This window comes from Mycobacterium basiliense (genome assembly GCF_900292015.1).
Lineage (GTDB): Bacteria > Actinomycetota > Actinomycetes > Mycobacteriales > Mycobacteriaceae > Mycobacterium > Mycobacterium basiliense.
In genome coordinates, this window is the sequence record NZ_LR130759.1 from 1,566,319 (window position 1) to 1,592,396 (window position 26,078).

The following is a 26,078-nucleotide window of genomic DNA, read 5'->3' on the forward strand; positions in this document are numbered from 1 at the left end:
GCAAACCGGCGCGGTTACCTTGCCTGCTAGACAGCGCGCGAGCGAACCCGATTGATCCCGGTTTCGCTTGCGACCATTGATCGGGTTCCGGACGTTGACGTCACAGACCGGCTGCCGCAAACCCGGGGGGCGGCAGCGGCCGGGTTAAACCCGCGTGGGGAACCGTCACTCTGCCTGCTGCCACACGGCCAATGCAGCGTCGGCGGTGGCCGCACGGTGAGCAGGTGTGGCGGCGGTGACGTCGAGCCAGCGCACCCTGTGATCTCGACGAAACCAGGACCGCTGCCGTCGGACGTAGCGGCGGGTGGCCAGACAGGTCTTATGTCGCGCGTCCTCCAGTGCCTGGGCGCTGCCACCGGCTTTGAGCGCCGCGATGACTTGGGCGTAGCCCAGCGCACGCGAAGCGGTCACCCCCTTGGCCAAGCCGCGTGCGAGCAGTGCGATCACCTCTTCGACTAGGCCGTCATTGAACATGGCCCTTGTTCGTCGCGCCAGTCTTTCATCAAGAACCTTTGTGTCACACTCCAATCCGATGATCGCGGTGTTCCAGCGGGGCTTGCCGATGCGTGGCGAGGAGGCGGCAAAAGGGCGGCCGGTAACTTCGATCACTTCCAGCGCGCGCACCGTTCGCCTGGCGTCGGTGATCGGGATGGCCGCGGCCGCGGCCGGGTCCCGGCGAACCAGCTCCGCGTGCAGCCTGACCGCCCCGACCTCGGCAAGACGTTGCTCCCATCGGGCCCGTATCGCTGGATCCTTCGCTGGAAATGCCCAGTCATCGAGCAGCGATTGAATGTAGAGCATCGAACCCCCCACCAAGATCGGCAGTGCCTCGCGGGCGGCAATCGCCTCGATATCGGCGGCGGCAGCCTGCTGATAGCCTGCGACAGTGGCGGTTTCGGTGACGTCAAGGACGTCGAGTTGGTGGTGTGGTATGCCTTGGCGTTGTCCCTCGGGCACCTTTCCAGTACCGATATTCATGCCACGGTAGAGCTGGTATGCGTCGGCATTCACTATTTCCACTCTGATCTTGCCGCTGAGCCGGTCTGCGATCTCGAGCGCCAAGTTCGATTTGCCGGTTCCCGTTGGTCCGATGATCGTTAGTGGTCTCATCTTCCTTTTGCCTGCTGATTTCACCTCGGTGACGTCTGGGCGGGCCCATGATCCGCTCCGAGTGGGTGTGTTGGACGGCCTACGGCGGGACGCTTGCGGTGACATGTCAAGAGTTGCGTTCGGCGAACTTGCCGGGATCAGTCAAATGGCTTAATAGTGTGCTGGCATCCACCCCGCTACCGGCCGCTCGGGATCCTTTTCCATTGAAGGGCTGGATTTCCGGATCTCGTTTCGAATGGATCGCAAGTCGGCCGGCCACTGCTATCCCGATGGTTCAGTGCGCGATTCGGTACCGGCATGATCTGGCGGTGCCGATACTGGTGGGGCTCATCGTTGATGGCGCGGCTTCAGCAGTGGCTACGCCAGCTGGCCGCCTGGGGATCTGGATCGTGCGATGTTGGTGGCCAGTCGGCGGGCTTTGGGACGGCTTCCACGAGTTCGGGAACTTGTTCGCGGTACCGTCGTGATATCGCAAATGACCCTCGAGTTACGCTCTGCACAAACGAGGTTCGAGTTACGTTTTGCACAAGTCGACTCCATTCGGGCAACGCAAGGGTGTTCGTTTCGGCGGAGATAGGTCCGGGGACGCACGTCGTTGTCGCCGAAAATGCCTGGCAAATCTTATTTTCGACGATCCCGTTGCTCATGACGGTTTGGTACCGGAACGCAGGCAAGGTCAGATTCACGTGGTCCAACCTACCAAGTTCCTGAGGAATCCGACGCATTACGACATGATTGGATGATCTCGTGCGGAGCGGGCTATCCATCGGAGGATCGCCCGCTGCGTAGAAATGGCCGCCCGAGTGAAAGATATTAGGGGACTACGCGAGGCCCACCCAGCGCGGTTCGATTGTGCTGGGCCGACCCCTTTTCGGTCATATGAAAACATATCGCTTTCGAACGCCGCGTGGGCGATACCAGAGCAGTGCAATTACTTTGGGGAATGCACTTCCTCGTGCGGTAACCGAGCACCGACCGGGGAGGTATCGCACGTCCGGTGAGCCGTGGTGGTCGATCGTGGTGTTGGGCAGAGGTTCTCGAATGCGTTGTCGACGTCCGTGGTGACGACGAGGCGGTCGATTGCGGAGGCCCGCACGAAGCCACGTTGTCGGAGCTCCTCGAGCCAGTCGAGTAATCCACGGTAATGACCAGCGGGATCGAGCAGGACTACGGGCTTGTGATGGATGCCCAGGCTGGCCGCGGTCCAGCTTTCGAGCAGTTCCTCTAGGGTTCCCAGTCCGCCGGGCAAGGTGAGAAACGCATCAGCGCGTTCGCCCATCAGGTGCTTACGTTGCGTGAGTGTGTCGGTGACGACCAGTTCGTCGGCGTCGAGGTCGGCGAGTTCGGACTGCAGGAAAATTTTTGGAATTACACCTGTGGTGTGAGCTCCTGCGCTTCTGGCCGCGCGCGCCACCGCGCCCATCATGGCGACGGTGCCGCCACCAGAGATCAATCGCCATCCGCGTCTGCCGATTTCGGTGCCGACGGTGGCCGCCAGACTCAAGTCGGCGGGATTGTCAGCGCCGGACGCGCAGTAGACACAGATCGTCGGACGACCATCCGTGGGGGTGTTGAAGGTAGGGCTGTGAGCTGCCGTGACAAGTCCGGCGTTCTCGAGCAAGCAAGCCATTCGCTCGGATTCCTCGGTGTCGGTCCCAGAGCAATGGGTGTGCAAATCGTAGATGCGGGTGGCGGTGTGTCCTACCGGCTCGGCTAGGTCTCGAGTCACAGTTGATCCTCCAGCACCTTCCTCGAACGGACCAGAAGTTGTCCGTGGACCCGGGTCAGCTCGTCTTCGATCACGCAACTTTGGGCGATCGTCGGTTTGGTCCCGGGGCGAACATTGATCTCGATCAGATACGCAGAGGCCTCGATCACGTCGGCGCGGAGCGATACCACGTCGATCATCGATAGCCAGTGCCTGCGTTGGATCGTATCCCGGTGTTTGCCGTCCCACTTGAGAAGCGATTTTTCGATTGCTGCGCGCGTCGCTACCGGGCCGCCGCCCGGAATGTGCTCGAACGTCGCGTCCTCGGTAAATGTCTGCGCATGGGACGTGATGTCGTGGGAGTCCAGTAGCCGCATCTGCCGCGCGTAGAACTGCTGCACCTCCGTGTACAAGCGGGGGCGCACCACGTCTTCCCTCGCCCGGGAGAATATTCGGAAGCGGCGCGGCGGTGTGATCACGCCGCCGCCACCGCTTTTAGGTGCACCAGAGCAGGCAACACGATATTGGAGTGGCGGTGTAGTGCCAAGCTCTCGGTCAGCGCTAGGTGTGGCAGACGACGCATGAGAGTTGCTACCGCGATCTGACATTCCAGACGGGCCAAGCGCGCCCCCAGGCAGTAATGGATCCCGGCGCCGAACACGATCGCCGCGCCGTGGTCACGTGTGATGTCGAATCGGTCCGGTTCCTCGAATACCTCGGGGTCCCTGTTGGCTGCGCCCACGAATGCGATCAGCGGTTGTCCGGCACGAATGTGCGCTCCACCCAGCACGATGTCTTCGACTGGTTTGCGGGCCGCGGTTGACTGAACCGAGCCGTTGAAACGCAGACTTTCGTTCACCGCATCGGCCATCAACTCCGGATGCTCCCGTAGCAAGGCAAGCTGGTCGGGGTGCGTCCATAGGTCGGCGATCATATTGCCGACCTGTGCGACCGTCGTGCCGTGCCCGGCGAACATTATCTGGACACATAGGACCAGCAGCTCCTCGTGGGTTAGCCGGCCTTGATCGCGGTCGGTGATCAAGGTGCTTATCAGACCCGGCCGCGTCCGATCATGACCGGCGACGGCGGCATCGAAGTAGCGCAACATGTTCGTGGCGGCATCGTTGGCTCCCGCCATGGTCGCCGGCTCCTTGCGGAGGTCGAATCCGCCACCGAACTCGGCGACCCACTGCGGCAGATCTGGGTGCAACTCGTCGGCGGTCAGACCGAGGATCGCTGCTATCAATGTCATCGACAGCGGAGCGGCGTAGTCGTCGATCACGTCGAATGCCTCTCCGGCATCGAGTTCGTCGATCAGTCGATCCGCGGTCTCGGTCGTGACAGTTCGGTAAGCCTCAATGGCTGAAGGTGTGAACGCGGGCGCCACGGTAGAGCGCAGACGTTCATGATCGGGCGGATCGAGGGAGAGCAACAGCCGGCCCGACAGCTCCGCGAAACCGACGCGAACATCGGAAATCCGTTCGGATGTTATCGGGCCGGTTGGCACCAACTTGCGCCGAAGTCGCCGATCCCTGAGCATCGACGCCACATGATTGTGTCGAAACAGGTACCAACATCCGTCGTCGCTGGGCTTGAAAGACCGTCCCCAATGCACAGGATCCGTTTGGCGGTACTTGGCGTATACCGCGTAGGGGTCGTCGCGCAGACCCTCGTCGTGTGGGTCGAAACGTGGCAGCACGGTATTTGTCATCTACCGTCGGCCGAATCATGCTGTTGGCGTGACAGTTTAGGTCTTGTCCGGTGGCGCTGGACAATCAGCTCGTGGTAGATCTTCATCGGCGTCCACGGGGAAGCGGCCGATGTGCCGTCTCGTGAGAGCTTCGCCATCTTGCCGACGTGTGAGCCGGCCGGTCCACCAGATCGAGCCTCTCGATCACCGCTCACCCGGCGTAGCCAACGACCACAGCTCGTACGTCATCAGGCGTTGCGCAAACGACGAATACATCAACTCTTCGGTGCCCGTCACGTGCGCGGACTCAAGCCGGGTCTTCCAGTAGGGTGCCGTGTAACCGGTCAAATCCACTCGGTCACAAGTGATTAACCCCGCTTCGCGGGCCGCATGGTCGTAGTCGGCCGGCTCATGAATATTCGTACAGTAATGTTCATCGACGAGCTCTTTGACGCGTCCGGCATCAACACCCTTGCCGGCGCACCACGCGATTACTACGATGCGTCCCCCGGGCACCAGCACCCGGCTAAACGCCGCGAACATTGACGCCAAATCATCGACGTGCTCGGTGCTCTCGCACGCCCACACCGCTCGATAGCGGTCCTTGTCCGCGGCCAAGTCGTGGTCAACCTCAAGCATGTCGCCGACCCTGAAGCTGACGCGGTCGTCCAGTCCGCGTACCAGGGCCGTTGCGGCGGCGAACCGGGCTTGCTCGGGAGACACCGTCACTCCCTCCACCGCACACCCGAACCGCTCGTGAATCATGATCGCTCCACCGCCGGCCCCGCAGCCGGCGTCCAGGACAGTGCCGTCCGAAGGTGGCTCGCCAAGGAATTTCAGGCCGAAATTGACCAATTCGGTCTCCGACCGATGCAACCAGTCGAGCCGATCCGCCTCCCGTGCCGGCGGCTGACTGTCCAACAAGTCAATGCCGTTGTGATTGAAAAACAATCCATCACGTGATGCGAGCATCGCGTTGAGTCCGTTGGCATCGCGCGTCTTTTGGTCATAGAGCGCAGCAATAGACATTCGGCGCTCATCGATTAGGCCGGCTACTACCTCACCAGTACTCAAGTCGATCACCCTCCTTGTTTGAAAACGCAACTTGCCCATCGCTTCTCAGCTCGCGGAGAACTTGATCCGACATTGACATCCGATGGTCGCCAGCTGTGGTCTTGGATCTGGTTACCGTCGATTGCGGCGCCACGAAAACCGGGGATGCGGGAGTGGCCGCCGGCGCGGGTGCGGTAGGCGCAGGTCGTTTCATTGGTCCGTCCGGGTCCCTAGCGGGAAACGGGATCGGGATGCCTACAGGAACTAGCGGGTTCGGGCTGCGGCGGGGTGATGCGGGGTAGGCCGAGCCCTACGCCGCGAGTTGTCGGAGTCTGGCCACGTTCCGCGGCATCACCTGCTTGGGTCCGGCGATGCTGCAGCAGTGGTCCGTCTGCGATCAGATGGTGTGGTGCGGCGCCGGTGATTTCGACATTCACCACATCGCCGGGCCGCACCGAACCGTCGGCTTGATCCGGGCGGAAGTGGACCAGTCGGCCGTCGCGGGCGCGCCCGCTGATTCGCGAGGTGGCGGCGTTCTTGCGGCCTTCGCCGGCAACGACCAACAGCTCCTGCCGGGTTCCGATCAGGGCTCGGTTGCCCTCGAGTGAGATTCGCTCTTGCAGCGCTACCAGCCGTTCGAAGCGTTGCTGGACGACGTCCTTGGGAATCTGGTCGGGCATGTCCGCCGCGGGTGTTCCTGGCCGGGGCGAGTATTGGAAGGTGAACGCACTGGTGAACCGCGCTTGTGCCACCAGGTCGAGGGTTTGCTCGAAGTCATCTTCGGATTCGCCCGGAAATCCAACGATGATGTCGGTGGTGATGGCCGCATCCGGTATCGCGGCGCGGACCTTGTCGATGATGCCGAGGTAGCGATCGCGTCGGTAGGAGCGGCGCATCGCTTTGAGGATTCGGTCGGAGCCCGATTGCAGGGGCATATGCAAATGCGGGCACACGGCGGGCGTCTCGGCCATCGCCGTGATGACATCGTCAGTGAATTCGGCCGGGTGCGGTGAGGTGAACCTGATTCGTTCAAGACCCTCAATGCGGCCGCAAGCACGTAGCAGCTGCGCGAACGCACCGCGGTCCCGCGGTAGGGGCTCTTGACCCGGCGAGGGGTCCAGGTCGGTGAAGTTGACGCCGTAAGAGTTGACGTTTTGGCCGAGCAAGGTTATTTCCAACACGCCTTGGTCCACCAAAGCCTGCACTTCGGCGAGGATGTCGCCTGGGCGGCGGTCGGCCTCCTTGCCCCGAAGCGACGGCACAATGCAAAAGGTGCAGCTGTTGTTGCACCCGACCGAGATTGACACCCATGCGGCATAGGCAGAATCCCGCGTCGCTGGAAGGGCTGAGGGGAATGTCTGCAGTGATTCGAGAATCTCGACCTGCGCGTCTTGGTTGTGTCGCGAGCGTTCCAACAGGACTGGCAGCGAACCGATGTTGTGTGTGCCGAAAACAACGTCCACCCAGGGCGCCCGGTCGAGCACGATATTGCGGTCCTTCTGCGCCAGACATCCGCCGACCGCGATTTGCATGCCCGGCCGACTCGCCTTGATGGGGGCAAGATGCGCGAGCGAACCGTAAAGCTTGTTGTCGGCGTTCTCACGCACCGCGCAGGTGTTGAAGACCACCAGATCCGCGGGCGCGCCCGGTTCGGCTTTGATGTAGCCCGCGTCTTCGAGCAACCCCGCCATGCGCTCGGAGTCGTGAGAATTCATCAGACATCCGAAGGTGCGCACCTCGTAGGTGCGGGCGGTCGGGTTGTCGTCCGGCCCGCCTGCACCCATATTCGGTTGCGCGGGTACAACGTGGTCTCGAGTCACTATTCCTCCGGCGTTTACTCGACTGGAGGGCGACACTTTTCATCGCACACCCAAAGGGTTCGGAAATAGCTCATACCCAAAAATTGGACCAATCGAATTCCCCCGAATGGGGGAATTCGACAAGTCGCATCGTGAATCGAGCTATATACGTTGTCCGAACCCCCTTTTGAGGGGGGTGCGGGGGTGCCCGGTCCTTCTTTTGAGGAAGGTGCGGGTTTGCTGAGTCCGAGCCCCCTTTTGAGGGGGGTGCGGGGGTGCCCGGTCCTTCTTTTGAGGAAGGTGCGGGTTTGCTGAGTCCGAGCCCCCTTTTGAGGGGGGTGCGGGGGTGCCCGGTCCTTCTTTTGAGGAAGGTGCGGGTTTGCTGAGTCCGAGCCCCCTTTTGAGGGGGGTGCGGGGGTGCCCGGTCCTTCTTTTGAGGAAGGTGCGGGTTTGCTGAGTCCGAGCCCCCTTTTGAGGGGGGTGCGGGGGTGCCCGGTCCTTCTTTTGAGGAAGGTGCGGGTTTGCTGAGTCCGAGCCCCCTTTTGAGGGGGGTGCGGGGGTGCCCGGTCCTTCTTTTGAGGAAGGTGCGGGTTTGCTGAGTCCGAGCCCCCTTTTGAGGGGGGTGCGGGGGTGCCCGGTCCTTCTTTTGAGGAAGGTGCAGGCTGGCTCAATCCGGGCCCCCTTTTGAGGGGGGTGCGGGGCGCTTCCATTTGAATTTCCGAGAAGCGGTGCCGATATGTACTGTAAACCCCAGCGTCCTAGCTGCACAAGTCCTATGCGCGAATTCATCGGGAAATTCTCGCCCCGGCCCATACGCCGTGCGCCCCCGCGTCGCAGGTGCGTCGTCTGGACATTCAGTACTCACTCGTACCCAAACGCTGATCGCCACGTGGCGATGGTCGGCGGCGGCGTCGGGTCGAACAGGAGGACTGCGGAGTTGCTGTTGTGCCGGTGGCTCGCTTTCCGGCCGGCCGGCTAGATGAAGTCTGAGCCGCCGTCGACGTTCACCGTCGCACCGGTGACGTAGCCGTTGCGTCGGGAGACCAGGTACGCCGTGATGGAGGCGATCTCCTCAGGAAGCCCTGCGCGGCCGAGATCGCAGGGTTGATGAAAGTGCTTGTCAATCCAGGTCATCACGTCGTGCGGATCGGTGGCATCCAGACCATCGGCGGCCAGGATGTCTTTGAGCCGTTCGGTGAAGCTGGCGGTCACGATGGTTCCCGGGCATACGCAGTTCACCAAGATGCCGTCTTTGGCGAGACTTTTTGACAGGTTCTTGGTGACGCTGGACAGTGCCGCCTTGGCGGCTGTGTAGCCGACGATGCGTGGATTCTGCCGCTGGATGGAGTGTGCGGAAAGGGTCACAACGCGGGCCCAGTCCGCGGCGCGGAGCAAGGGTAATGCGGCGCGAATCGACCGCACGCCCGACATGGTGCCCAGCGTGAACGCCTCGTCCCAGGCCGCGTCGTCCATCGCTTCGAAATAACCGTCGCCCGGCCCGATCGTGTGTACCAAGCAATTCAGCTGTTCCCAGCGCTCGCAGACGGTATCGAAGGCGGCGGTGATGGAGGCGGCATCGGCCATATCCGCGCTGATTCCCACCGCATCCGGAGCACCGGCGCGCAACAGCTTCGCTACCGCCGTGTCCAGCGCCGCCTGGCCCCGGGCCATGACCGTGATGCTGGCACCTTCGGCGGCCAGGGTTTCCGCTATTGCCAGACCCATGCCCTTGCTGCCCCCGGTCACGACGGCTTTCGATCCGGCAAGGCCCAGGTCCATCGTGTCTCCCACTCAATTGGACGCCGTGATTTGCGCGATCGTCTCGGGCGCGACCCCCAGCCCTCGCAGGCAGAAGCGAACCGTGCGTTCGCGAACATCATCGCGATCGCAGTCGCCCCTCGTCCACTGCCGCTCGGTGCTGGCCCACACCGCACCCTGGATGGACCGTGCCTCGATTGCCGGATCAATATCGTGGAACACGTCTTGATCCAAGCCGAGTTGAAGCTGCTCGACGAGTGGCTCCAGCGTTTCGGCGTACGCGGGCTCAACCAGTTCCGGGCTATTGAGAAGCTGCGATTGAGCATCCATGGACAGGTGGCGCAGATCGGCCTTGACCGCGTCGTCGAAGGCCAAGTCGAGTCGGGTGTCGATCCACGCGGCGACGGCCTCGACCGGAGTGCTGGCTGAGGCCATGTTCGTCCGTAGTCGTAACGCCTCAACGCGCGCCACCTCCAAGAACACCGCTGCAACCAATTGATCCTTCGATTCGAAATGCCGGTAGAACGCTCGGGTGCTCAGCTGAGCCCGGTCCAGGACGGTGGCCACGCTGAGCCCTCGAACCCCATGTTCACGAACCGACATCGATGCGGCCACCAGAATGGCACGCCGAATGCCCGGGTCCGGGGCAAGCTTGTGTCGTCGGCGGGTGTAGCGGCTGGTGAGGTCTGCCGGCCGCCGGGCACCCGGATCGCTGGGATGCGTCATAACTGCGTAGATACCCAGCGGACGCGTCGCAGACACCCATGGGCGCTGGTGCGGTCGGCCGCGTCATGCTTACCGCAACCTTTACGGGCAGTATGTGCGCATCGATATGTCCACGTAGGCGTCGGCGTGATTGGCAAGGGCGGGATTGCTGGACCGGAACGCCGCGACTATCTGTTCTCTGGTCAGTCCGCGACGGAAATTCAGGCACACCAGCTTGCCGTTATATATCGCTGCATCGGGATTGGCGAACGAGATGCCGCGGTCGTTGAGTGCCTTGATGTAACCGCTGTCTTGATCCGGGGTGGATGCAATGGTCGTCGTGGGCGGTGCGGTGGTGGCGGTCGCCGTGGGCGGTGCCGCTGACGCTCGCACCACGGTCTTGTCGGGCGACTTCTCCCTGGTCAGCGCCCAACCCCCGACCACGATGAGTGCCGCAAACCCCAGACCGATCATCAGTAGCGCGATAGCTCTGGCCACCGTGGTGCGCCAGGATTGGACGGCGGCCGCCGGCTCGTCCGGGACTGCGTTTTCTCGGTCCATCTCCAGGCCGTCCACCGGGCCGTCCGCCAGGCCGACCGGGTCGTTGGTGCCTAAGGCGGCATCGCGGTCGTCGATGCGCGACCATGCGGTTTCGACGGCGGCGGTGGGTGTGGGATTCGGAACTGCCGCGGTCTCATCACCATCGAGTGCGGCGGTTTCGTCAGAAGCCGGGACCGGCTCGGCCATGAAGGCCATGGTAGCCATCGCCGGGGTTTGCCGGTGGTCTTCGTCGGGCCGGGTCTCACGTCAGGTGCCGGTTTCGCCACCTGGCGACGCGGCCCGTGGGTGAGTGAATCGCCGCCATCACCGAGCTCATCGACGACGCCACCGACTTCGCGCCAAGGTGGGGTTCGGCGGCCGGCGGACCGTCGCCTTCCCACCAGGTGGGCTGCAACAGCGCCGACGTGACCGGCATCGCCTCCTCGACGCTGCTGCGTCCCCATTCGCATGCGCGGTCGATGGCGGCGGCGGAGGGCGCCAGATTGATCGGTGACAGGGTCGGTTGGAATCTGACCAGGTGATCCACGTAGGGGAGATTGCGCACCATCTGCAGCTGGATCGCCTGGGTGATGGGAGCCAACCACATGTGTCGGGAGTCCCATTGCGGATGGAAACAGTCGAACGCCAGATAGCACGCGTTGCGGGTGCCCAGCACGCCGTCGCGGACTCGCTTCCAGGCCAGTTCGATCGGTACATTGCTGGCCGCACCGCCGTCGACGAGCGCCGCGATGTCCTGGTCGGCGCACAGCGCATCGAGGAGCGAGAGCATGCGGTGATCGCTGGTTTCGTGGTGCAGCACGCCGGGGACGGCCGATGAGAACGACGCGGCGTCGACGACGTCGAAGTCTCGGGCCGGATCGTCACCGCTGATCACGATGGGCTTGACCACTCGCAGGTCGATGAACGCGGACACCTGCCACAGTCGAGCCGCCAGCAGCGGCCCGATGCCGATCGGGCGGAAGGGCAGCGACCGCAACTCGAGGGCCGCCAATTCCGGACGGCGAAATCGGGACGGCAGCGCGGCGTAAGGCTGCCTCCGCACTCCGGCAATGACGATGTCGAACGGGATCGCCAGGTCCGACATGCGCATCCGAACGCCGTCTTCCCGGCTGAGCATGGGAAGGGCGAACTGGTCGAAACGCAGCGCGAATGCGCCGGCCAAGCCGTGCCGGCGGCGCAGACGCTCGGGGCCGAGGATGGCGCGGTAGGAGACCGTCTTCGCCCAGGCCATGTAATCCTCGATCGGCACCGGCAGGGCGCGAGCCACCAGACTGCCGATGATCGACCCGAACGACGAGCCGATCATGTAGTCGGGAACTTGGCCGGCCGCCAGCAATCGCTGCATGCCACCGATGTAGACGAAACCTGCCCCGCCGCCGCCCCCGAGGATGGTGACAAGTTTCTTGTAGCCGACCTCGGAATCGAGATCGGCAGCGGAAAAGTCATTGCCGTGGCGTTCGATGAGCACTTGGCGCTGATCCTTTTGATCGGCCGCCAGGCTGTCCAGCGCATCGCGGGCAGCCTTGAGCGCCGTCACCGGATCTGGCTCCTCACGCAACGGCCCATACAGCCGGTCGGTGACCCTGGACCGCCAGGGCGCGATCTCGGCTCCCACCGACACGTCACCGCGACCACGGCTGCCGCCAGGACCCGCGGCACCTGGCTCGAAGTCGGTGAGTCTGGCGAAGTTGAGCAGGTAGCGCAGTTTGCGCAATTCCTCGATAGCCAACACGTCCGGGTTCGCGAGGTGTTGTCGAACCAGCCGGTTCTCCATCTTTTGCAGCAGCTGCGTCGGCTCGGCCGACGGCAAGTCGACGGTGTCCAGAGAATTGTCGATGTCCTGGGTCTCAACGTCGATCTCGTCGATCAGGTCAAACGTGGCCGCGTGGCGCCCGAAGCGGCGAAGTAGCGCATCGGCAAACGGGATCTGCATCAGATCAACCTTCTCATGTTGATCGTGTGCTCTCGCCGCTACCGTACAGGCGGCACCGAGACGGTCGGCAGCGCCGAGCTGCCCGGCCAGCAACCTAGCGGACTGATGCCCTTGTTGATCGCGGCCGTAATGCAGTTCTGCACCACCACGTTCGGATCGTTGCTGATCGAGCGGGACAGGATCTCGTTGGCTTTGGCCTGGGCCTCCGCGGTGCGCTGGGCCTCCACCGCGATGGAGGTCTGTGCGCGCTGTTGGTTGAGCTGGTTGATCTTGTCTTCCGTGCCTTGGTCGTACTGGATGGTGGGCACATTCACGTCGAAGATGTCGACCTGGCCGCCCACGTCCTGGCGCATGATGTCGGCGGCTCGCTTGGCCAAGTTGGGCAGCGGGGACACGTCGAGGTTCTGTGGGTCCAAGGGGTTGAACGCGGCGAACACCTCGTTGAGCGCGACCGATAGATTGCGCTCGATCAGATTCACCCGCACGTTGTCGAAGGTCTTGTACTGCTGGAAGAGTTCGGGTGCGGCGGCCTGCTTGAGCTGCCAGCGGATGCTGACGTCGGCTAGGGCGGTGGATTGATTGCCCAGCCGCACGGTGATGCGTTGGTCGCTATTGCCTTCCTTGACGTACTTGTCGATCTGCACCGCGCCATCCATCTGGTGGGTCATCTGCCAGGGCCACTTGCCGTGAAAGCCGTTGTTCAGGCTGACTCCGGTAGGGCGGCCGAAGGTAGTGACGATCGCGATTTGACGGGTCCCCACGATGGTGAAACAACCCAGCAGGAAAAACAGGACCGCAGCCGCCAGCGCGGCTATCGTCACGAATTTGCCCCGGCCACGCGCTTTCTCATCGCCGGTGAACCTCCATAGCAGCGCCGCCACGCCCGCGACGATCAAGCACATGGTGAACAGCACAATCTCCCATGTCATCGGTTAGCTCCTTCGATCCCTCGGTGCCGTTTTGTCCAGCCGGGTAGGGAGAACACTAGGCGGGCATACCATGTCCCGTCCCTGCACGCCCCGCCATAATCGTCCAGCGCAACTGACTACTGCGGATCGACGCCGTCTGCCCGGCAATCAACACCGCGGCCGGGGCCTCTGGCCCATCGGTCAGGGCGTGGATCTTCGTCGCACACCCGCACCGCATCGCCCCTCGCGGGAGCGTCCCGTGAACTTCGCCTTGGCTGAACGAGTTCTCCTGTAATTCAACGTCTTTCGGGGAATCGCGATGATGACCGGATGCCGGTCTGAGCGGATGGGCGGACCGTGAGCAGGGAATCGGCCCCCATGGACCTGGACAGAATTTGTCAAAGATGGGTCCGGCGTGCTCTGTGTGCCGATACGCTGTGCCTACAGTGGGAGGGAGGGCAGATGTCGTATCTGATCGCCGCGCCACAGCTGCTGACGGAGGCGGCCAGGGACTTGGCGAACATTGCCTTGTCAGTGAATGCCGCGAACGCAGCGTCGGTGGCCCTGACAACGAACGTGATGGCGCCCGGTTTCGATGAGGTATCGGCGGCGATCGCGTCGTTGGTCAGCGAGCACGCGCAGGAGTATCAAGCGTTCAGCGCCCGAGCGGCGTTGTTCCATGAGCAATTTGTGCGGTCCTTGAATGCCGCTGCCGGTTCGTATGCCTACGCCGAGGCGGCCGCGGCTCAGCAACTCCTCAGCGTGATCAACGCGCCAACAGAGGCGTTGATTGGGCGTCCGCTGATCGGCAACGGCGCCAACGGGACACCAGGCACCGGGCAGAACGGCGGGGACGGTGGGTTGCTATACGGAAACGGCGGATCCGGCGGCTCCGGCGCCGCCGGATCCGGCTCGGATCCCGGCCAGCCCGGGGGTCGCGGCGGCAATGCCGGGTTGATCGGCTACGGAGGTGCAGGTGGTGCCGGCGGCGCCGCCACCGCTTTTGGTGCCAACGGCGGAGTCGGCGGGGCCGGCGGCAACGGAGGGTGGCTGTACGGCGGTGGCGGCCCCGGCGGAACCGGTGGTGCGAACACCGGGCTCAGCGGGTTCGGGGGGGCCGGCGGGGACGGCGGGAACGGTGGGTTGATCGGCAACGGGGGTGTCGGCGGAGCCGGCGGGACCGTCAACGCCGGCAATGGCGGAGCCGGTGGCAGTGGCGGCAATGGTGGTGTGTTCGGCAATGGGGGCGCTGGCGGCAACGGCAGCGGGGTGGTGTCGGGGGGTACCGGCGGTGCCGGCGGTGCCGGCGGGAACGCGACGTTGTTTGGCGCTGGCGGCCACGGCGGTACCGGCGGTGCCGGCTTGTCCCTCGGCGAGGCCGGCGGGGCTGGCGGTGTCGGCGGAGCGGGCGGACTCGTGTTCGGCGATGGTGGGCTCGGTGGTGATGGTGGTGCCGGCGCTGGTGGTGCCAAAGCGGGAGCCGCTGGGATCGGTGGTGACGCCATCGGGCTGGTCGGCACCGGTGGCACCGGCGGCCACGGCGGCAACAATCTCAACACTGGGGACGGTGGAGCGGGCGGTGCGGGCGGAGCGGGCGGTTGGTTTGGCAACGGCGGCAACGGCGGGGCAGGCGGAAACGGCGGCAACAGTGCCAACTTCGGCGGCAGCGGTGGGAATGGCGGTGCCGGTGGTAACGCCAAGCTGGTTGGCGCTGGCGGATTCGGCGGCGCCGGTGGATCCGGCCAAAATGGCAGCCTAGGTACCGGGCGCATCGCCGGGTCCGGCGGTGACGGCGGGGTCGGCGGGTTGGTATTCGGTAGCGGCGGGTTCGGCGGCAACGGCGGTACCGGTGCCGGTGGCGCCAACGGCGGCAATGGCGGCGACGGCGGCAGCGCCATAGGTCAGATTGGCGACGGCGGCAATGGGGGTAGCGGCGGCAACGTCACGCTCGGCATTCCCGCTAGTCCCGGAACTGGTGGTACTGGCGGTACTGGCGGACGGTTGCTGGGCAACCACGGCGTTGCCGGCGCCGATGGGACCGCGACGTAGAGGCCAGGCAGGCCTACTTCGTTGTTGACACGGGCGACAGCCCGATGTTGGCAGTAGCGCCGGGCACGCATTTGCTGGGGCCGGTCAGGTTCCGCAGAAGGTGCGATAGCTGCCGAAATCCTCCGGGGCAGGGCTGGCGTAGCGCTCGAGGCCCGCTCGTTCCAGGTAGGGAGACGTGACGGCCGTCAGGAGCCGCTGCACGAGATCGAGATCGCCCTCCGTCGCCGCCGTCAGGGCCTCTTCGACGAGATGGTTGCGGGGGATATAAATCGGATTGACCTCATCGATCACTTCGGCGTCCGGGCCCAGCGCCTGCCATCGCGACAGCCAGCAGTCGAAGCTCGCCGGGTCGGCGAACAAACTTCGGGCCGGTTCGACGTCGCAACGGGCTGCCTTGCCGAGGTGACGAAAAAAGGAGGTGTAGTCGACGCGGCCCTCCTGCAGAAGCTCGAGCAACTCGTCCGCCAACGGCTTGACCGTTTCAGCGTCGACAACACCAGGCAGTCCGAGCTTGGCGAGCATACCGGTCGACCAGACCCTGTCGTACTGGGTGTGGAACGCCCGGAACGACTGCTCCGCGAGGGCGATCGCCTCCTGTGTGTCGTCGGATAGCAACGGAAGAAGCGCCTCGGCGAACCGGGCGAGGTTCCACCCCGCGATGACCGGCTGGTTGCCGTAGGCGTAGCGCCCCCAGTGATCGATCGAGCTGAAGACGGTGTCGGGGTGGTAGGCCTCCATGAAGGCGCACGGTCCGTAGTCGATGGTTTCGCCGGAGATCGTCATGTTGTCGGTGTTCATCACGCCGTGAACAAACCCGACGAGCATCCATTGCGCCAGCAGCGAGCCCTGCACCGCGGCTACCGACTCGAACAGGGCAAGGTATGGGCGCTCCGCCCGGGCAGCGCTGGGATAGTGGCGGGCAATGGCATGGTCGGCCAGCCGCCGCAGCAGCTCGACGTTGCCGGTGATCGCCGCATACTGAAAGCTCCCCACCCGCAGATGGCTGCCCGCGACGCGGACCAATAGTGCACCGGGCTGCACCGTGTCTCGCTGCACCGGCCGACCGGTGGCCACCACGGCCAGGGATCGTGTGGTCGGGATACCCAGGGCGTGCATCGCTTCGCTGATGACGTACTCGCGCAGCATCGGTCCGACCACCGCCAGGCCGTCGCCGCCACGGGCGAACGGCGTGCGCCCGGACCCTTTGAGGTGGATGTCATGCACGCGCCCGTTGGCGTCGACGAGCTCGCCAAGCAGCAGGGCGCGGCCATCTCCCAGGCGCGGGACGAACCCGCCGAACTGATGCCCCGCGTAGGCCTGGGCTACCGGAGCGGCCCCGCTGGGCAGCAGGTTGCCCACCAGGAACCGCACCCCATCGGTACCGCGTAGCCACCTGGGGTCGAGGCCGAGGTTTTTGCTCAGCGGCTCATTGAGCACCAATAGCCGTGCGTCGGGAGGTGCGTCGGCCTGCCAGCGCACCGCCATCTCGGGCAGCTCACGGGAGAACCGGTCCTGCAGTGCGACGGCCATATCTGGTGCAAGGCTCACTTCACCCAGATTACGGAGCGATCGGCGCCATCCCCATTCCCTGCCGAAACATTTCCCCCTAGGCTGCCCGTCATGTCGATCGACCGTGCCGCGCTGGTCGCGGGCAGCATCCGACTCGCTTCTGGCATCTCCTTTTTGGTCGACCCGGTTCGGGCAAACAGGTTGTGGGGCGACGATGCGCAGGAGTCCTCGCCGACGGCGCGGCTGCTGTTGCGATCGATGGGATATCGCGACGCGTTGATCGGCGGACTGCTGGCAACAGCAGCACTGCGCAGCAAGAACACCCGTGGCTGGTTTCTTGCGTCGGCCGGCGCGGACGCAGCCGACCTGCTCGGCGGGATGAGCGTGCACGACGAGATGAAGCGCTCGCAACAGCTCATCGGGCTCGGCGGAGCGCTGATCGGCGTCGGCGTTGGGCTTTGGGGTGCCGCGCGACGGAGCACCGGGGCGGGCACGCCGGACCTTGACGTCGATTAGTTGCGTGGGGGAGAAGGCATGCGTTTCGGCGTTCTGAGCTTTGTCACCGACCAGGGAATCGGCCCTGCGGAGCTGGGTGCGGCGCTCGAGGAGCGCGGGTTTGAGTCACTCTTTCTGGCCGAGCACACCCACATCCCGGTGAACACGCGAAGTCCTTATCCAGGTGGTGGGCCGATTCCGCCGAAGTACTACCGCACGATGGATCCGTTCGTGGCGTTGACCGCGGCGGCGGGGGCCACCGAGACGCTGGCCCTAGGCACCGGGATCGCATTGATCCCGGAACGGGATCCGATCCTGATGGCCAAAGAGGTTGCCTCGCTGGACCTGGTGTCGCAGGGACGATTTCTTTTGGGCGTCGGTGTGGGCTGGTTGCGCGAAGAAATTGCCAATCATGGTGTCGATCCGGCGGTGCGTGGACGGGTCGCCGACGAACGCCTGGGCGCGATGATCGAGATCTGGACGCAGGACGAGGCGGAGTTTCATGGCAAATATGTCGACTTCGAACCGATCTACTGTTGGCCGAAACCGCTGACAAAGCCGCATCCGCCGCTGTACGTGGGCGGCGGACCGGCGAACTTCCAGCGCATCACCCGACTCAATGCCGGGTGGATGGCGATAACCCCGTCAGCGGAGGTCCTATCCGGCGCGCTCGCCGAACTGCGCGCCATGGCGGGTGGTTACGTGCCGGTGACCGTGTGCCAGTGGGGCGAGGTGACACCGAAGGATCTTGCCGGCTATCTGCCCCTCGGGGTCGAGCGAATCCTGCTGGAGTTGCCCACTGAGCCGCGCGACGACACCCTTCGGTATCTGGACCGGCTTGTTACCGAACTCGACCAGCTGACCCAGACCCCGACGGCCCCGACGAGCCCGACGGCACGGTGAATTTTGCGCCAAACCACCCGGCGTAATCGAAAGTCGTTCGCGTTCTAGGAGTTAGAGTGGGGTGTGGCCTTACACCTGACAGCCGACTTGGAGCTGCGTTATCAGCGCTTTGTCGACTGCGTGCGCGAGACGAGCAAAGTCTGGGTGCTGGTAAGCCCCGACTTGCGGGGAGCGTGGGTGCAGTCGAATCAGTACGTGACCGAAGACGATCAGCCAGTCCGCGTACATCTGATCTACTCTGCGGCCGCGTACGCGCGTCAGCACGCCACCGCGGAATGGGCCGACTGGGAGGCGGCGTCGCTGGACCTTGAGGAATTCATCGCCGGGCCCCTAAAGACGATGCACGAAAGCGGTGACCTGCTGGGGCCCGATTTCAACGCCGATCTCGCCGGCATCGAGATCGAGCCCATCGAGCTGGCCCGGGTGCTGCTCGCCGAGCCGGTGCCATAACCGGTCATGTGCGCGCCCGTCACAGGCTGATTAGCGCCCGAACCGACCCCACAGACGACGGACGACGCGCCGTGACGGCTCAGCCTGCGGTGGCTGTCGATTGGCGTACGGCCAAGGTTGATTTCGCTCCGGTACCGATGCCGCGCGCGCCTGCTTGAGCTGCATCCGTAGCTGCTGTCGCAGCTCGTGCAATTCGGGGTCGGTCCATCGGTTGTCGGATTCGGTGGGATCGACGGTGAGGTTGTAGAGCTCCCATTGGTCGTCGATCGGATCGGTGCGATACGCCTCGCCGCCGATGCCATTGCTGGCCAGATGACGTACGCCGGGTTCGGTCCAGGTGCCCGGGTCGTCGAAGGTACGCACCAGCTTCCACAAGTGGCCCCCACCGCCGACCGCGTCGGAATCGTCGACCCGCAGAACCAGCCCCTCGAAGTTGGCGGCGACATGCGCGGGCAGCTTGATGCGCAGCGGCGCCGGTGGATTCACGGTGCGGCCCAGTTGGCGAGATAGCGCTGATGCTCCGGTGTCGCCTTCGAGCACGTTGTCGCGCGTCATCAAATAGACCGCCCGACCGTCGTCGGCCGAAGCCCCGTCCACCACCGGCATCAGGTCGCGGCCGGGCAGCGGATGCACCTCGGTGAACGACCTCGCGAGGGCTGCGGCCACACCATCCACATCTATGCCGGCCGCGCCGAGCAGCGTCGGCACCAGGTCGACATGTGATGTCGGCGCGGAAACGGTACGGGCCGTGGTGGCGTTGTCGCCAATCCGGGCGATGACAAAAGGCACCCGGGTGGCCTCGTCGTACAGGTTGAACCACTTCTGATGCAGCCCGCCGTGCGCCCCGAGTAGATCGCCGTGGTCCGAGGTGCGGACCAAGATCGCGTTGTCGGATCCGCCTTCGGTGACGGCCCGGCGCACCCGGTCGATCGGTCCGTCGACCTCGGCGTGCAGGCGGTAATAGAGGTCGCGGTAACGCTGCTCGTTGCGTTCGTAGGTGCGTCGGATAAGGCGGGCCGGACCGTACCCCGAGTAGTACGACTCTCGGAAGGCGATCTGTGCGGCCGGCTTAGTCGCCAGATTTTCGTCGGCGGTAGGTGGGGCAGGCACATGCGGCGGGTCCAGCGGAGAAGGTCGTAGCGGATTGCGTCGGACCCATGCGGGGAACAGCACGACGTCGTGCGGGTTGACGAAGCTGGCCACCAGCAGGAAGGGGCGCATTGCCGCCTGGTCACCGGCGCGACGACGGGCATAGCGGTCTGTCAACCACGCCACCACCCGGTCGGCGACTAGCGGATCGCGGCGCAGACCGCAATTGGCCATACCCGCGCCATGTGGTTCCGGGCCCACCCAGCCCGAAAAACCATAGGAATCCAGCGGATCGGCGTCGAGGTAGCGCTGCACAGCGGCCGGGTCGATGATGCCGTCATCGTCGTTGGTGGCCAGTGAGCCACCCGTCGCCGGGTCCTCGAGGTCGGCATGCGAGATGTGCCACTTGCCGTCGTAGTGGGTGTCGTAGCCCGCCGCGCGAAACCAGTTACCCAGCGTCGGCACCTCGCCGGGGCGTAGCCAGCGCAATCGCGAATCGTCGTACCTTTTGCCGATGCCATCGGTCTGGGTAACTCCGTGCAGGTCCGGATATTGACCGGTAAATATCGTCGGGCGGCTGGGCACGCACGCCAACGAACCGGTGTAATGCCGGGTGAAACTCACTCCATGCTCGTCGAACCACCGTCGGCCGGTCAGGGTGCGCTGCCTCCAGGCCAAGACACCGGCCGACTCATAGGGCGGCACCGCCCGCTCCTCGTCGGTCATCACAATGACGATGTCGGGGCGCTCAGGCATGTGTCTGCTCCAATCGGTTCGCCAGTCCCGCGAGCATCGCGTCGGACTGTTTGGCCAGGGCACGCAGGGCCACCCACTGCAGCATCTGCGCCGGCCGGCCGGTGCCGACCTCGATTGTGCTGGTCAAACGCACCACCGTGGCGTCGCCGTCGGGCTGCAATGTCCAGCGATTGGCTACGTTGCGTAGCCGTGTCGGTAGACCCTCGATGTCGTAGGCCAAAGTGGTGGGTGCGTCGAACTCGGTGATGCGTTCGATTAGCGCGTTGCCGCCTACTTGCACGCGGCGGGTGGTGCCTAGGAGCGCACCGTTGGGGCCATGGTTCAACACGCACGAGTGGTCGACGCCGTCCGCCCACGAACTCAAGGCTCCGAAGTCGGCAAGGATGTCCCAGATCTCCCGCGGCTGGGCGGCTATGGTCCGGCTGCGGCTGATGTCTGCCACTCCGCCATCCAACACCATGACGCGCAGCTTTATGATGCGGTCGCGGTTATTGGGTTAGCGCCCGCCGATATCGGCGCAGGTGGGGCCGGCCCTACTGCCCTCTGGCGGATATCGCGATGATGGCCGGCAACCGGATGCGTCGCCACCGGCCACCGCCGATGGGCCCGGTCGCTTTGCGCGGTAGCGACAGCAAGAAAGGGCAGGCGGCCTGATCACCGGCCTTGCGGTGTCGCTACCGTTAAGCACTACTAGCTCCTACGGCAATGAACAGGCGGCCGAGTACGCAATGTATGACCACGTCAACTCCGACACCGTGGATCCCGCGGAGATTGGCTCGCGTATCGATCCGGTGCTGGCTCGTAGCTGGTTGCTGGTCAATGGCACGCATGCCGACCGGTTCGAGGCCGCGTCGCATTCGCGCGCCGACATCGTGGTCCTCGACATCGAAGATGCGGTGGCGCCCAAAGACAAGGCCAGCGCCCGCGACAACGTGATGCGTTGGCTCGGTGGCGGCAACAACGACTGGGTTCGTATCAATGGCTTCGGCACCCCGTGGTGGGCCGATGACATTGCCACCCTGGCCGGGGGATCGGTCGGTGGGGTGATGCTGGCGATGGTCGAATCGGTGGACCATGTCACCGAGACCGCGCGACGCCTGCCCAACGTGCCGATCGTGGCGCTGGTGGAGACGGCGCGAGGGCTGGAGCGCATCACCGAGATCGCCGCGGCCAAAGGCACCTTCCGGCTCGCGTTCGGGATCGGCGACTTTCGCCGGGACACCGGATTCGGCGAGGATCCCACCACCCTGGCCTATGCGCGGTCACGCTTTACCATCGCTGCCAAGGCGGCTGGCCTGCCCAGCGCGATCGACGGCCCCACCATTGGCTCCAACCCGCTGAAACTCATCGAGGCCACCGCGGTCTCCGTCGAGTTCGGCATGACCGGAAAGATCTGCCTTTCCCCGGAACAGTGTTCGGTGGTCAACGAAGGACTGTCGCCCTCACAGGACGAAATCGGCTGGGCCAAGGAGTTTTTCGCTGAGTTCGAACGTGACGGGGGACAGATCCGCAACGGGTCCGACTTGCCACGGATCGCCCGGGCCACCAAGATCCTCGATCTGGCCCGCTCCTACGGGATTGAAGCGTCGGACTTCGAGGACGAGCCGGTGCACTCGCCCGCTCCGTCGGACACCTACCACTACTGAACCGGTAACCGGGTCGAACGGTACCTGCCGACCTGTACGGCCAGATTGACGTTTTGCAGACAAAGTGCGAGAGCAGACCTGCAAAACGTCCATCTCGGCGAGCGGGCTCGGCGATACCCTCGCGGTATGAGCCGCACAACGGGGATCCGGATGGCTCGGGTCTATGACGACATCGACCCAGACGAAGGCCAGCGCGTTCTGGTCGACCGCATCTGGCCGCGCGGCATCCGCAAGGACGACCCGCGGGTGGGCACCTGGTGCAAGGGTGTCGCACCATCGACGGAATTACGTCAGTGGTATCAACACCAACCCGAGCGCTTCGACGAATTCGCGGCACGCTACGAGGCGGAGCTCTGCGGCAGCCCAGAGCTAGCCGAACTGCGTACGCAGGCCAAGCGCGGTGTCGTCACCCTGGTCACCGCCACCCGCGAAGTGGCAGGCAGCCATGTCGCGGTGCTGGCGAACCTGCTGGCACGTCGCTGAGCATCACCGATCCGGTGGTGCGGCGGCGTGAGACGATCGTCGGGTGCAACTGGGATTGCATGCGCTTGGAATCGGAGTCGGCGCCGATCGGGCGGTGATCGATGCGGTCGCATCCGCCGCCGACGAGGCCGGTTTTGCCACCCTGTGGGCGGGCGAACATGTGGTGATGGTGGATCGTCCGACTTCGCGGTACCCGTACTCCGACGACGGCGCCATCGCGGTTCCGGCTGACGCCGATTGGCTGGATCCAATGATCACGCTGGGTTTCGCCGCCGCAGCATCGTCCCGGATCGAGGTGGCGACCGGCGTCTTACTGCTGCCCGAACACAACCCGGTGGTGGTGGCCAAGCAGTCAGCGAGTCTGGATCGGCTCAGTGGTGGGCGCTTGACCCTCGGTGTGGGCATTGGGTGGGCCAGGGAAGAATTTGCGGCGCTGGGGGTGCCATTCGAGCAGCGCGCCGCGCGCACCACCGAGTATGTCGCCGCGATGCGCACGTTGTGGCGTGAGGACGTCGCCTCCTTCACCGGAAAGTTCGTCGCGTTCGACTCCGTGCGCGTCAACCCGAAGCCGGTGCGCGATCGTCACCTGCCGGTCATGGTCGGGGGCAACAGCGATGCGGCGTTGGCGAGAGTGGCGGCCTGGGGAGACGGGTGGTACGGGTTCAACCTAGACGGTGTCGCCGGGGTGTGCGAACGGGTCGGCACGCTGGAACGTTTGTGTGCCGAATCGGGGCGCGATCGTCAGGAGCTACGGCTGTCAGTGGCTCTGCGGAACCCGCAGGCCAGTGATGTCGCGGTGCTGGCCAATCTCGGCGTTGACGAGTTGGTACTGGTCGAGTCGCCGCCGGAGGATGCCGACGCGGTAGCGCACTGGGCTTCGGCACTGGCCGATTACTGGTTGCCCGCGGTGCAGGTTAGGTAAGGTCCCAGCTGACATGAGTGACGCCGACGTGCTGTTTCCACGGGAACTGACCGACCTCAGCGACGAGGTCCGTAACGTGCCACCGCCGCCAACGCCAGAGGTGCCCAGCCCGTATGCGTTTCGTCTGGCCGATCCGGGCGCCGACGTTGAGATGATCGCCGAGTGGATGAGAAGGCCGCATCTGGCCCGAGCATGGGAATCTGCATGGCCGGCATCGCGATGGCGTCGATACCTGCAGGCTCAGCTTGACGGCAACTACTCGCGACCGTACGTCGGCGGCCTGCACGGCCAATATCACGGTTACCTCGAATTATACCGGGCTGCAAGGGATGTCATCTCTACCCGATACGAGTCGGATCCTTTTGATCTAGGCATCCACGCCGCAAACGCCGACCCGGACATCATCAACATGGGAATCGCTCAGCTGCTCCTACCGCACTTTGTAGCCAGCGTGCTGAATGCCGAGTCGCAATGTCGCCGAATCATTTTCGCCCCCGATCATCGAAGCAAGGGCACCAGGCAGTTTTTCGACAACGTCGGTTGCGTCTTTCTCGGCGAGCACGATGTGGCAAATCGGCGGGTAGCACTTTACGTACTGCCACGGACGCTCGACGACGTGCCCGGTGTGCGCGAGACCTAGCCGGCGGCGGATCAATAATTGTACTGCGCCAGCGGGGTTTCGCTCGTGCCTTGCCGCCCGTCCTGAAACTCGGTGAATGCCATTGCCGCAGGCACCATTTCGCTGGTTACCAGGCCGTGTCTGGTGGTCAGCTCGTCGACGATGTCGAAGCTGCGGGCGATGGCTTCGGGCGTGTCCACAATAATCGTGGTTACTGGCACCCCGCGTGCGATCTGAAACAGCTTGTCCCCATGGGGTTTACGATCGCCGCGAAATCCCCAGATGCCGCGTAGCGCCGTCGCGCCGCGGGCAGCCTCGGATTGCATCAATCGGTGCACCAGTACGCGATGTATCGGGACTCCGTCAAAGTGGGCTGCTTCGTCGGTATGCACCATCAGTTTCTGCCACAGGTTTCGGCCCTGGCCGTCGGTAGCCGGTAGCCGGTGGGGGCGGCCGAGCAACACACCGTCGCGTTTGCACAGCCGCACCCGCTCGACGGTCAGCAGCGGGTTGCGCAACAAGGTGGTCAGTTCGGCAGCAGCGGCGGAAACCCGCGGAGCCGACCCGACAGCGATGATCATCAGCGGAACGTTGACGTTGCGACCGAAAAACCGGGCTCGAAAACGCTCACCGTATGCGGTGCCGTCGACGCCGAGAAATGCTGTGGTCCCATCGAATCCGTGTGCGCGTACGATCTCGCAGACAGCGCGTTCGGCCGGGACTCCACCGATCCGCGCCTGGCGGCCGGTGTACACGGTCAGCTTTGCGGCGTCTTCGATGCCGTTGTCGATGGTGCTCAAAGCGTCGCTGGCGTTGTGACGGGTAACCAACCGAGCGCGCTCTAGTGTCAATAGCCCCTGACAGGTCATTGCCGTCGCGTCATCCACCAGTGCTCGGATCTTGGACTCGACGTCGACGGCCGCAATAACCGCCGGCGGGTCCTCGGACAAGCTCAGAGAACGGTCGCAGCGCAGTTGATGACTGGGCCCAAAACCGGTGGTTCCACGCATCATTACGCTGGTGGCAACGCCGCGATCGCCGAACAGATCCAACATCGCATCGGCCAGAAACCGCTTGCTGCCCAACGCGAGTTGGCGCTCGCCAAAATACGCGGTCAACTTCAAGCTTTGGTCGTTCATAGTTGCTCGGCGATCCATTGCCCCAGGAGTGCCGCCCCCATCCCGAGCGTCACGCTGAGGGCAATATTGACGAATGCGGTCGCCAGCTGACGTTCTTCACCGAGCCGCTGGGTTTCCAGCATCCAGGTGGAAAAGGTGGTGTAAGCACCAACGAACGCGGTGCCGGCCAATAGAGCAGCGTCTCGCGGCAGCGCCAGGCCCGCGACGAACCCCAGTAGCGCTGCGCCGCTGACGTTTACCGTCAATGTGCCAAGCGGGAATGTCCGGGCCATCCGGCGCCCAATGGCGCGATCCACCAGAAAGCGCAGCACCGAGCCGACACCCCCGACGAGCATGACGCCCACCCAGACAGCCGCCGTGCCCGCCGTCATCCGCGCACCCGCACACGGCGGACCATGACCGTGGCCAGGTGTACCGCCAGCAGCCCGAGCGCAATGCTGACGATCGTGTAGAGCGTCGCCAAAGCCCAATGGCCATGCTCGATCATTTTCAGCGTTTCCACTTGCATTGTCGAGAAAGTCGTTAGCCCGCCACATAATCCGGTGCCAAGCAGCGGTCGTCGATAGCTCGACAAGGGCAACCGCTCCAGCAGTCGCGTGGTGAAGTAACCCACCAGGAACGCGCCCACGATGTTGACGGTGAATGTTGGCCATGGCCAACGAGCCGGATCGGGAACGGCCAGCGTACCCAGGGTGGCGCGAGCCAGGGCGCCCAACGCTCCACCGGCGAAGATCGCGGTCAGCTCCCGGTAGTCGCGGCGTGCCACTGATCGAATCCCTCCCGCATACGACTT

The 26,078-nt window shown here is 64.3% G+C and carries 25 protein-coding genes; 8 read left to right on the forward strand and 17 right to left on the reverse strand.

Features of this window, described 5'->3' with window-relative positions; genetic code table 11:
- Positions 1-165: 165 nt before the first annotated feature.
- The 11 genes from miaA to MB901379_RS06740 form a co-directional block, all read right to left on the reverse strand.
- On the reverse strand, positions 166-1,110 hold the full coding sequence (gene miaA / locus MB901379_RS06690; protein WP_158015901.1) for a tRNA (adenosine(37)-N6)-dimethylallyltransferase MiaA: 945 nt from the start codon (positions 1,108-1,110) through the stop codon (positions 166-168).
- Between the two features lie 931 nt (positions 1,111-2,041).
- A complete protein-coding gene (locus MB901379_RS06695; protein WP_232022088.1) occupies positions 2,042-2,656 on the reverse strand; it encodes an LOG family protein in 615 nt (204 codons plus the stop codon).
- Between the two features lie 179 nt (positions 2,657-2,835).
- Positions 2,836-3,297: a nuclear transport factor 2 family protein gene (locus tag MB901379_RS06700; protein WP_232022010.1), complete on the reverse strand. Its 462-nt coding sequence runs from the start codon at positions 3,295-3,297 to the stop codon at positions 2,836-2,838.
- Positions 3,294-4,529 (reverse strand): cytochrome P450, encoded by a 1,236-nt coding sequence (locus tag MB901379_RS06705; RefSeq protein ID WP_232022011.1) that lies wholly within the window; start codon positions 4,527-4,529, stop codon positions 3,294-3,296. Before MB901379_RS06705 ends, MB901379_RS06700 begins: the two co-directional genes overlap by 4 nt.
- Positions 4,530-4,712: 183 nt before the next feature.
- The gene (locus MB901379_RS06710) at positions 4,713-5,591 is read right to left on the reverse strand and encodes a methyltransferase domain-containing protein (protein WP_158015903.1); all 879 of its coding nucleotides are present in this window, start codon (positions 5,589-5,591) and stop codon (positions 4,713-4,715) included.
- A 200-nt stretch (positions 5,592-5,791) separates the two neighbouring features.
- The gene (gene miaB / locus MB901379_RS06715; RefSeq protein ID WP_408632366.1) at positions 5,792-7,384 is read right to left on the reverse strand and encodes a tRNA (N6-isopentenyl adenosine(37)-C2)-methylthiotransferase MiaB; all 1,593 of its coding nucleotides are present in this window, start codon (positions 7,382-7,384) and stop codon (positions 5,792-5,794) included.
- 951 nt (positions 7,385-8,335) lie between these two features.
- Positions 8,336-9,139, reverse strand: a complete 804-nt coding sequence (locus MB901379_RS06720) for an SDR family NAD(P)-dependent oxidoreductase (protein ID WP_158015904.1) — start codon at positions 9,137-9,139, stop codon at positions 8,336-8,338.
- Positions 9,140-9,151: 12 nt separating this feature from the next.
- Entirely contained in the window at positions 9,152-9,844 is a 693-nt protein-coding gene (locus MB901379_RS06725) for a TetR/AcrR family transcriptional regulator (protein ID WP_158015905.1), read from the reverse strand.
- 81 nt (positions 9,845-9,925) lie between these two features.
- A complete protein-coding gene (locus tag MB901379_RS06730; protein ID WP_158019004.1) occupies positions 9,926-10,579 on the reverse strand; it encodes a DUF732 domain-containing protein in 654 nt (217 codons plus the stop codon).
- Positions 10,580-10,625: 46 nt separating this feature from the next.
- Complete coding sequence (locus MB901379_RS06735; RefSeq protein ID WP_158015906.1) at positions 10,626-12,317, reverse strand: patatin-like phospholipase family protein; 1,692 nt, start codon at positions 12,315-12,317, stop codon at positions 10,626-10,628.
- Positions 12,318-12,355: 38 nt separating this feature from the next.
- Positions 12,356-13,246, reverse strand: coding sequence for an Rv3090 family protease (locus MB901379_RS06740; protein WP_158015907.1), 891 nt, complete (start codon positions 13,244-13,246; stop codon positions 12,356-12,358).
- Between the two features lie 441 nt (positions 13,247-13,687).
- Between MB901379_RS06740 and MB901379_RS06745 the strand changes: the two genes are divergently transcribed.
- Positions 13,688-15,274: a PE family protein gene (locus tag MB901379_RS06745; protein ID WP_158015908.1), complete on the forward strand. Its 1,587-nt coding sequence runs from the start codon at positions 13,688-13,690 to the stop codon at positions 15,272-15,274.
- An 84-nt stretch (positions 15,275-15,358) separates the two neighbouring features.
- Here the strand turns inward: MB901379_RS06745 and MB901379_RS06750 are convergent, their stop codons facing one another.
- Positions 15,359-16,804: a protein adenylyltransferase SelO gene (locus MB901379_RS06750; RefSeq protein ID WP_197717889.1), complete on the reverse strand. Its 1,446-nt coding sequence runs from the start codon at positions 16,802-16,804 to the stop codon at positions 15,359-15,361.
- Positions 16,805-16,894: 90 nt separating this feature from the next.
- Between MB901379_RS06750 and MB901379_RS06755 the strand changes: the two genes are divergently transcribed.
- From MB901379_RS06755 to MB901379_RS06765, 3 genes are all read left to right on the forward strand, one after another.
- The gene (locus tag MB901379_RS06755; protein WP_158015910.1) at positions 16,895-17,299 is read left to right on the forward strand and encodes a DUF4267 domain-containing protein; all 405 of its coding nucleotides are present in this window, start codon (positions 16,895-16,897) and stop codon (positions 17,297-17,299) included.
- Between the two features lie 18 nt (positions 17,300-17,317).
- Positions 17,318-18,181 (forward strand): LLM class F420-dependent oxidoreductase, encoded by an 864-nt coding sequence (locus MB901379_RS06760; RefSeq protein ID WP_158015911.1) that lies wholly within the window; start codon positions 17,318-17,320, stop codon positions 18,179-18,181.
- Positions 18,182-18,244: 63 nt separating this feature from the next.
- Entirely contained in the window at positions 18,245-18,631 is a 387-nt protein-coding gene (locus MB901379_RS06765; RefSeq protein ID WP_158015912.1) for a DUF2750 domain-containing protein, read from the forward strand.
- 30 nt (positions 18,632-18,661) lie between these two features.
- Here the strand turns inward: MB901379_RS06765 and MB901379_RS06770 are convergent, their stop codons facing one another.
- Together MB901379_RS06770 and MB901379_RS06775 are read right to left on the reverse strand one after the other, a co-directional pair.
- Positions 18,662-20,476, reverse strand: a complete 1,815-nt coding sequence (locus MB901379_RS06770; RefSeq protein WP_158015913.1) for a sulfatase-like hydrolase/transferase — start codon at positions 20,474-20,476, stop codon at positions 18,662-18,664.
- Positions 20,469-20,936 (reverse strand): SRPBCC family protein, encoded by a 468-nt coding sequence (locus MB901379_RS06775; RefSeq protein ID WP_158015914.1) that lies wholly within the window; start codon positions 20,934-20,936, stop codon positions 20,469-20,471. The genes MB901379_RS06770 and MB901379_RS06775 overlap by 8 nt, the downstream gene beginning before the upstream one ends.
- A gap of 268 nt (positions 20,937-21,204) precedes the next feature.
- Here MB901379_RS06775 and MB901379_RS06780 point away from each other — a divergent pair, with 268 nt between their 5' ends.
- The 4 genes from MB901379_RS06780 to MB901379_RS06795 all read left to right on the forward strand — a co-directional run bounded on the left by MB901379_RS06780 (position 21,205) and on the right by MB901379_RS06795 (position 24,167).
- The gene (locus MB901379_RS06780; protein WP_158019005.1) at positions 21,205-22,122 is read left to right on the forward strand and encodes an HpcH/HpaI aldolase/citrate lyase family protein; all 918 of its coding nucleotides are present in this window, start codon (positions 21,205-21,207) and stop codon (positions 22,120-22,122) included.
- Positions 22,123-22,248: 126 nt separating this feature from the next.
- Complete coding sequence (locus tag MB901379_RS06785; RefSeq protein WP_158015915.1) at positions 22,249-22,605, forward strand: DUF488 domain-containing protein; 357 nt, start codon at positions 22,249-22,251, stop codon at positions 22,603-22,605.
- Positions 22,606-22,648: 43 nt separating this feature from the next.
- Positions 22,649-23,527, forward strand: a complete 879-nt coding sequence (locus MB901379_RS06790) for an LLM class F420-dependent oxidoreductase (RefSeq protein WP_158015916.1) — start codon at positions 22,649-22,651, stop codon at positions 23,525-23,527.
- Positions 23,528-23,540: 13 nt separating this feature from the next.
- Positions 23,541-24,167 carry a GNAT family N-acetyltransferase gene (locus MB901379_RS06795; RefSeq protein WP_158015917.1) on the forward strand — a complete coding sequence of 209 codons (627 nt, stop codon included), beginning with the start codon at positions 23,541-23,543 and terminating at the stop codon, positions 24,165-24,167.
- Positions 24,168-24,178: 11 nt separating this feature from the next.
- Here MB901379_RS06795 and MB901379_RS06800 read toward each other — a convergent pair whose 3' ends face one another.
- The 3 genes from MB901379_RS06800 to crcB (MB901379_RS06810) are packed head-to-tail and all read right to left on the reverse strand — an operon-like array spanning position 24,179 to position 26,051.
- Positions 24,179-25,285 carry a DUF190 domain-containing protein gene (locus MB901379_RS06800; RefSeq protein ID WP_158015918.1) on the reverse strand — a complete coding sequence of 369 codons (1,107 nt, stop codon included), beginning with the start codon at positions 25,283-25,285 and terminating at the stop codon, positions 24,179-24,181.
- Positions 25,282-25,656, reverse strand: coding sequence for a fluoride efflux transporter CrcB (crcB, locus tag MB901379_RS06805; protein WP_158015919.1), 375 nt, complete (start codon positions 25,654-25,656; stop codon positions 25,282-25,284). The genes MB901379_RS06800 and crcB (MB901379_RS06805) overlap by 4 nt, the downstream gene beginning before the upstream one ends.
- A complete protein-coding gene (gene crcB / locus MB901379_RS06810) occupies positions 25,653-26,051 on the reverse strand; it encodes a fluoride efflux transporter CrcB (RefSeq protein WP_158015920.1) in 399 nt (132 codons plus the stop codon). The genes crcB (MB901379_RS06805) and crcB (MB901379_RS06810) overlap by 4 nt, the downstream gene beginning before the upstream one ends.
- Positions 26,052-26,078: the final 27 nt, after the last annotated feature.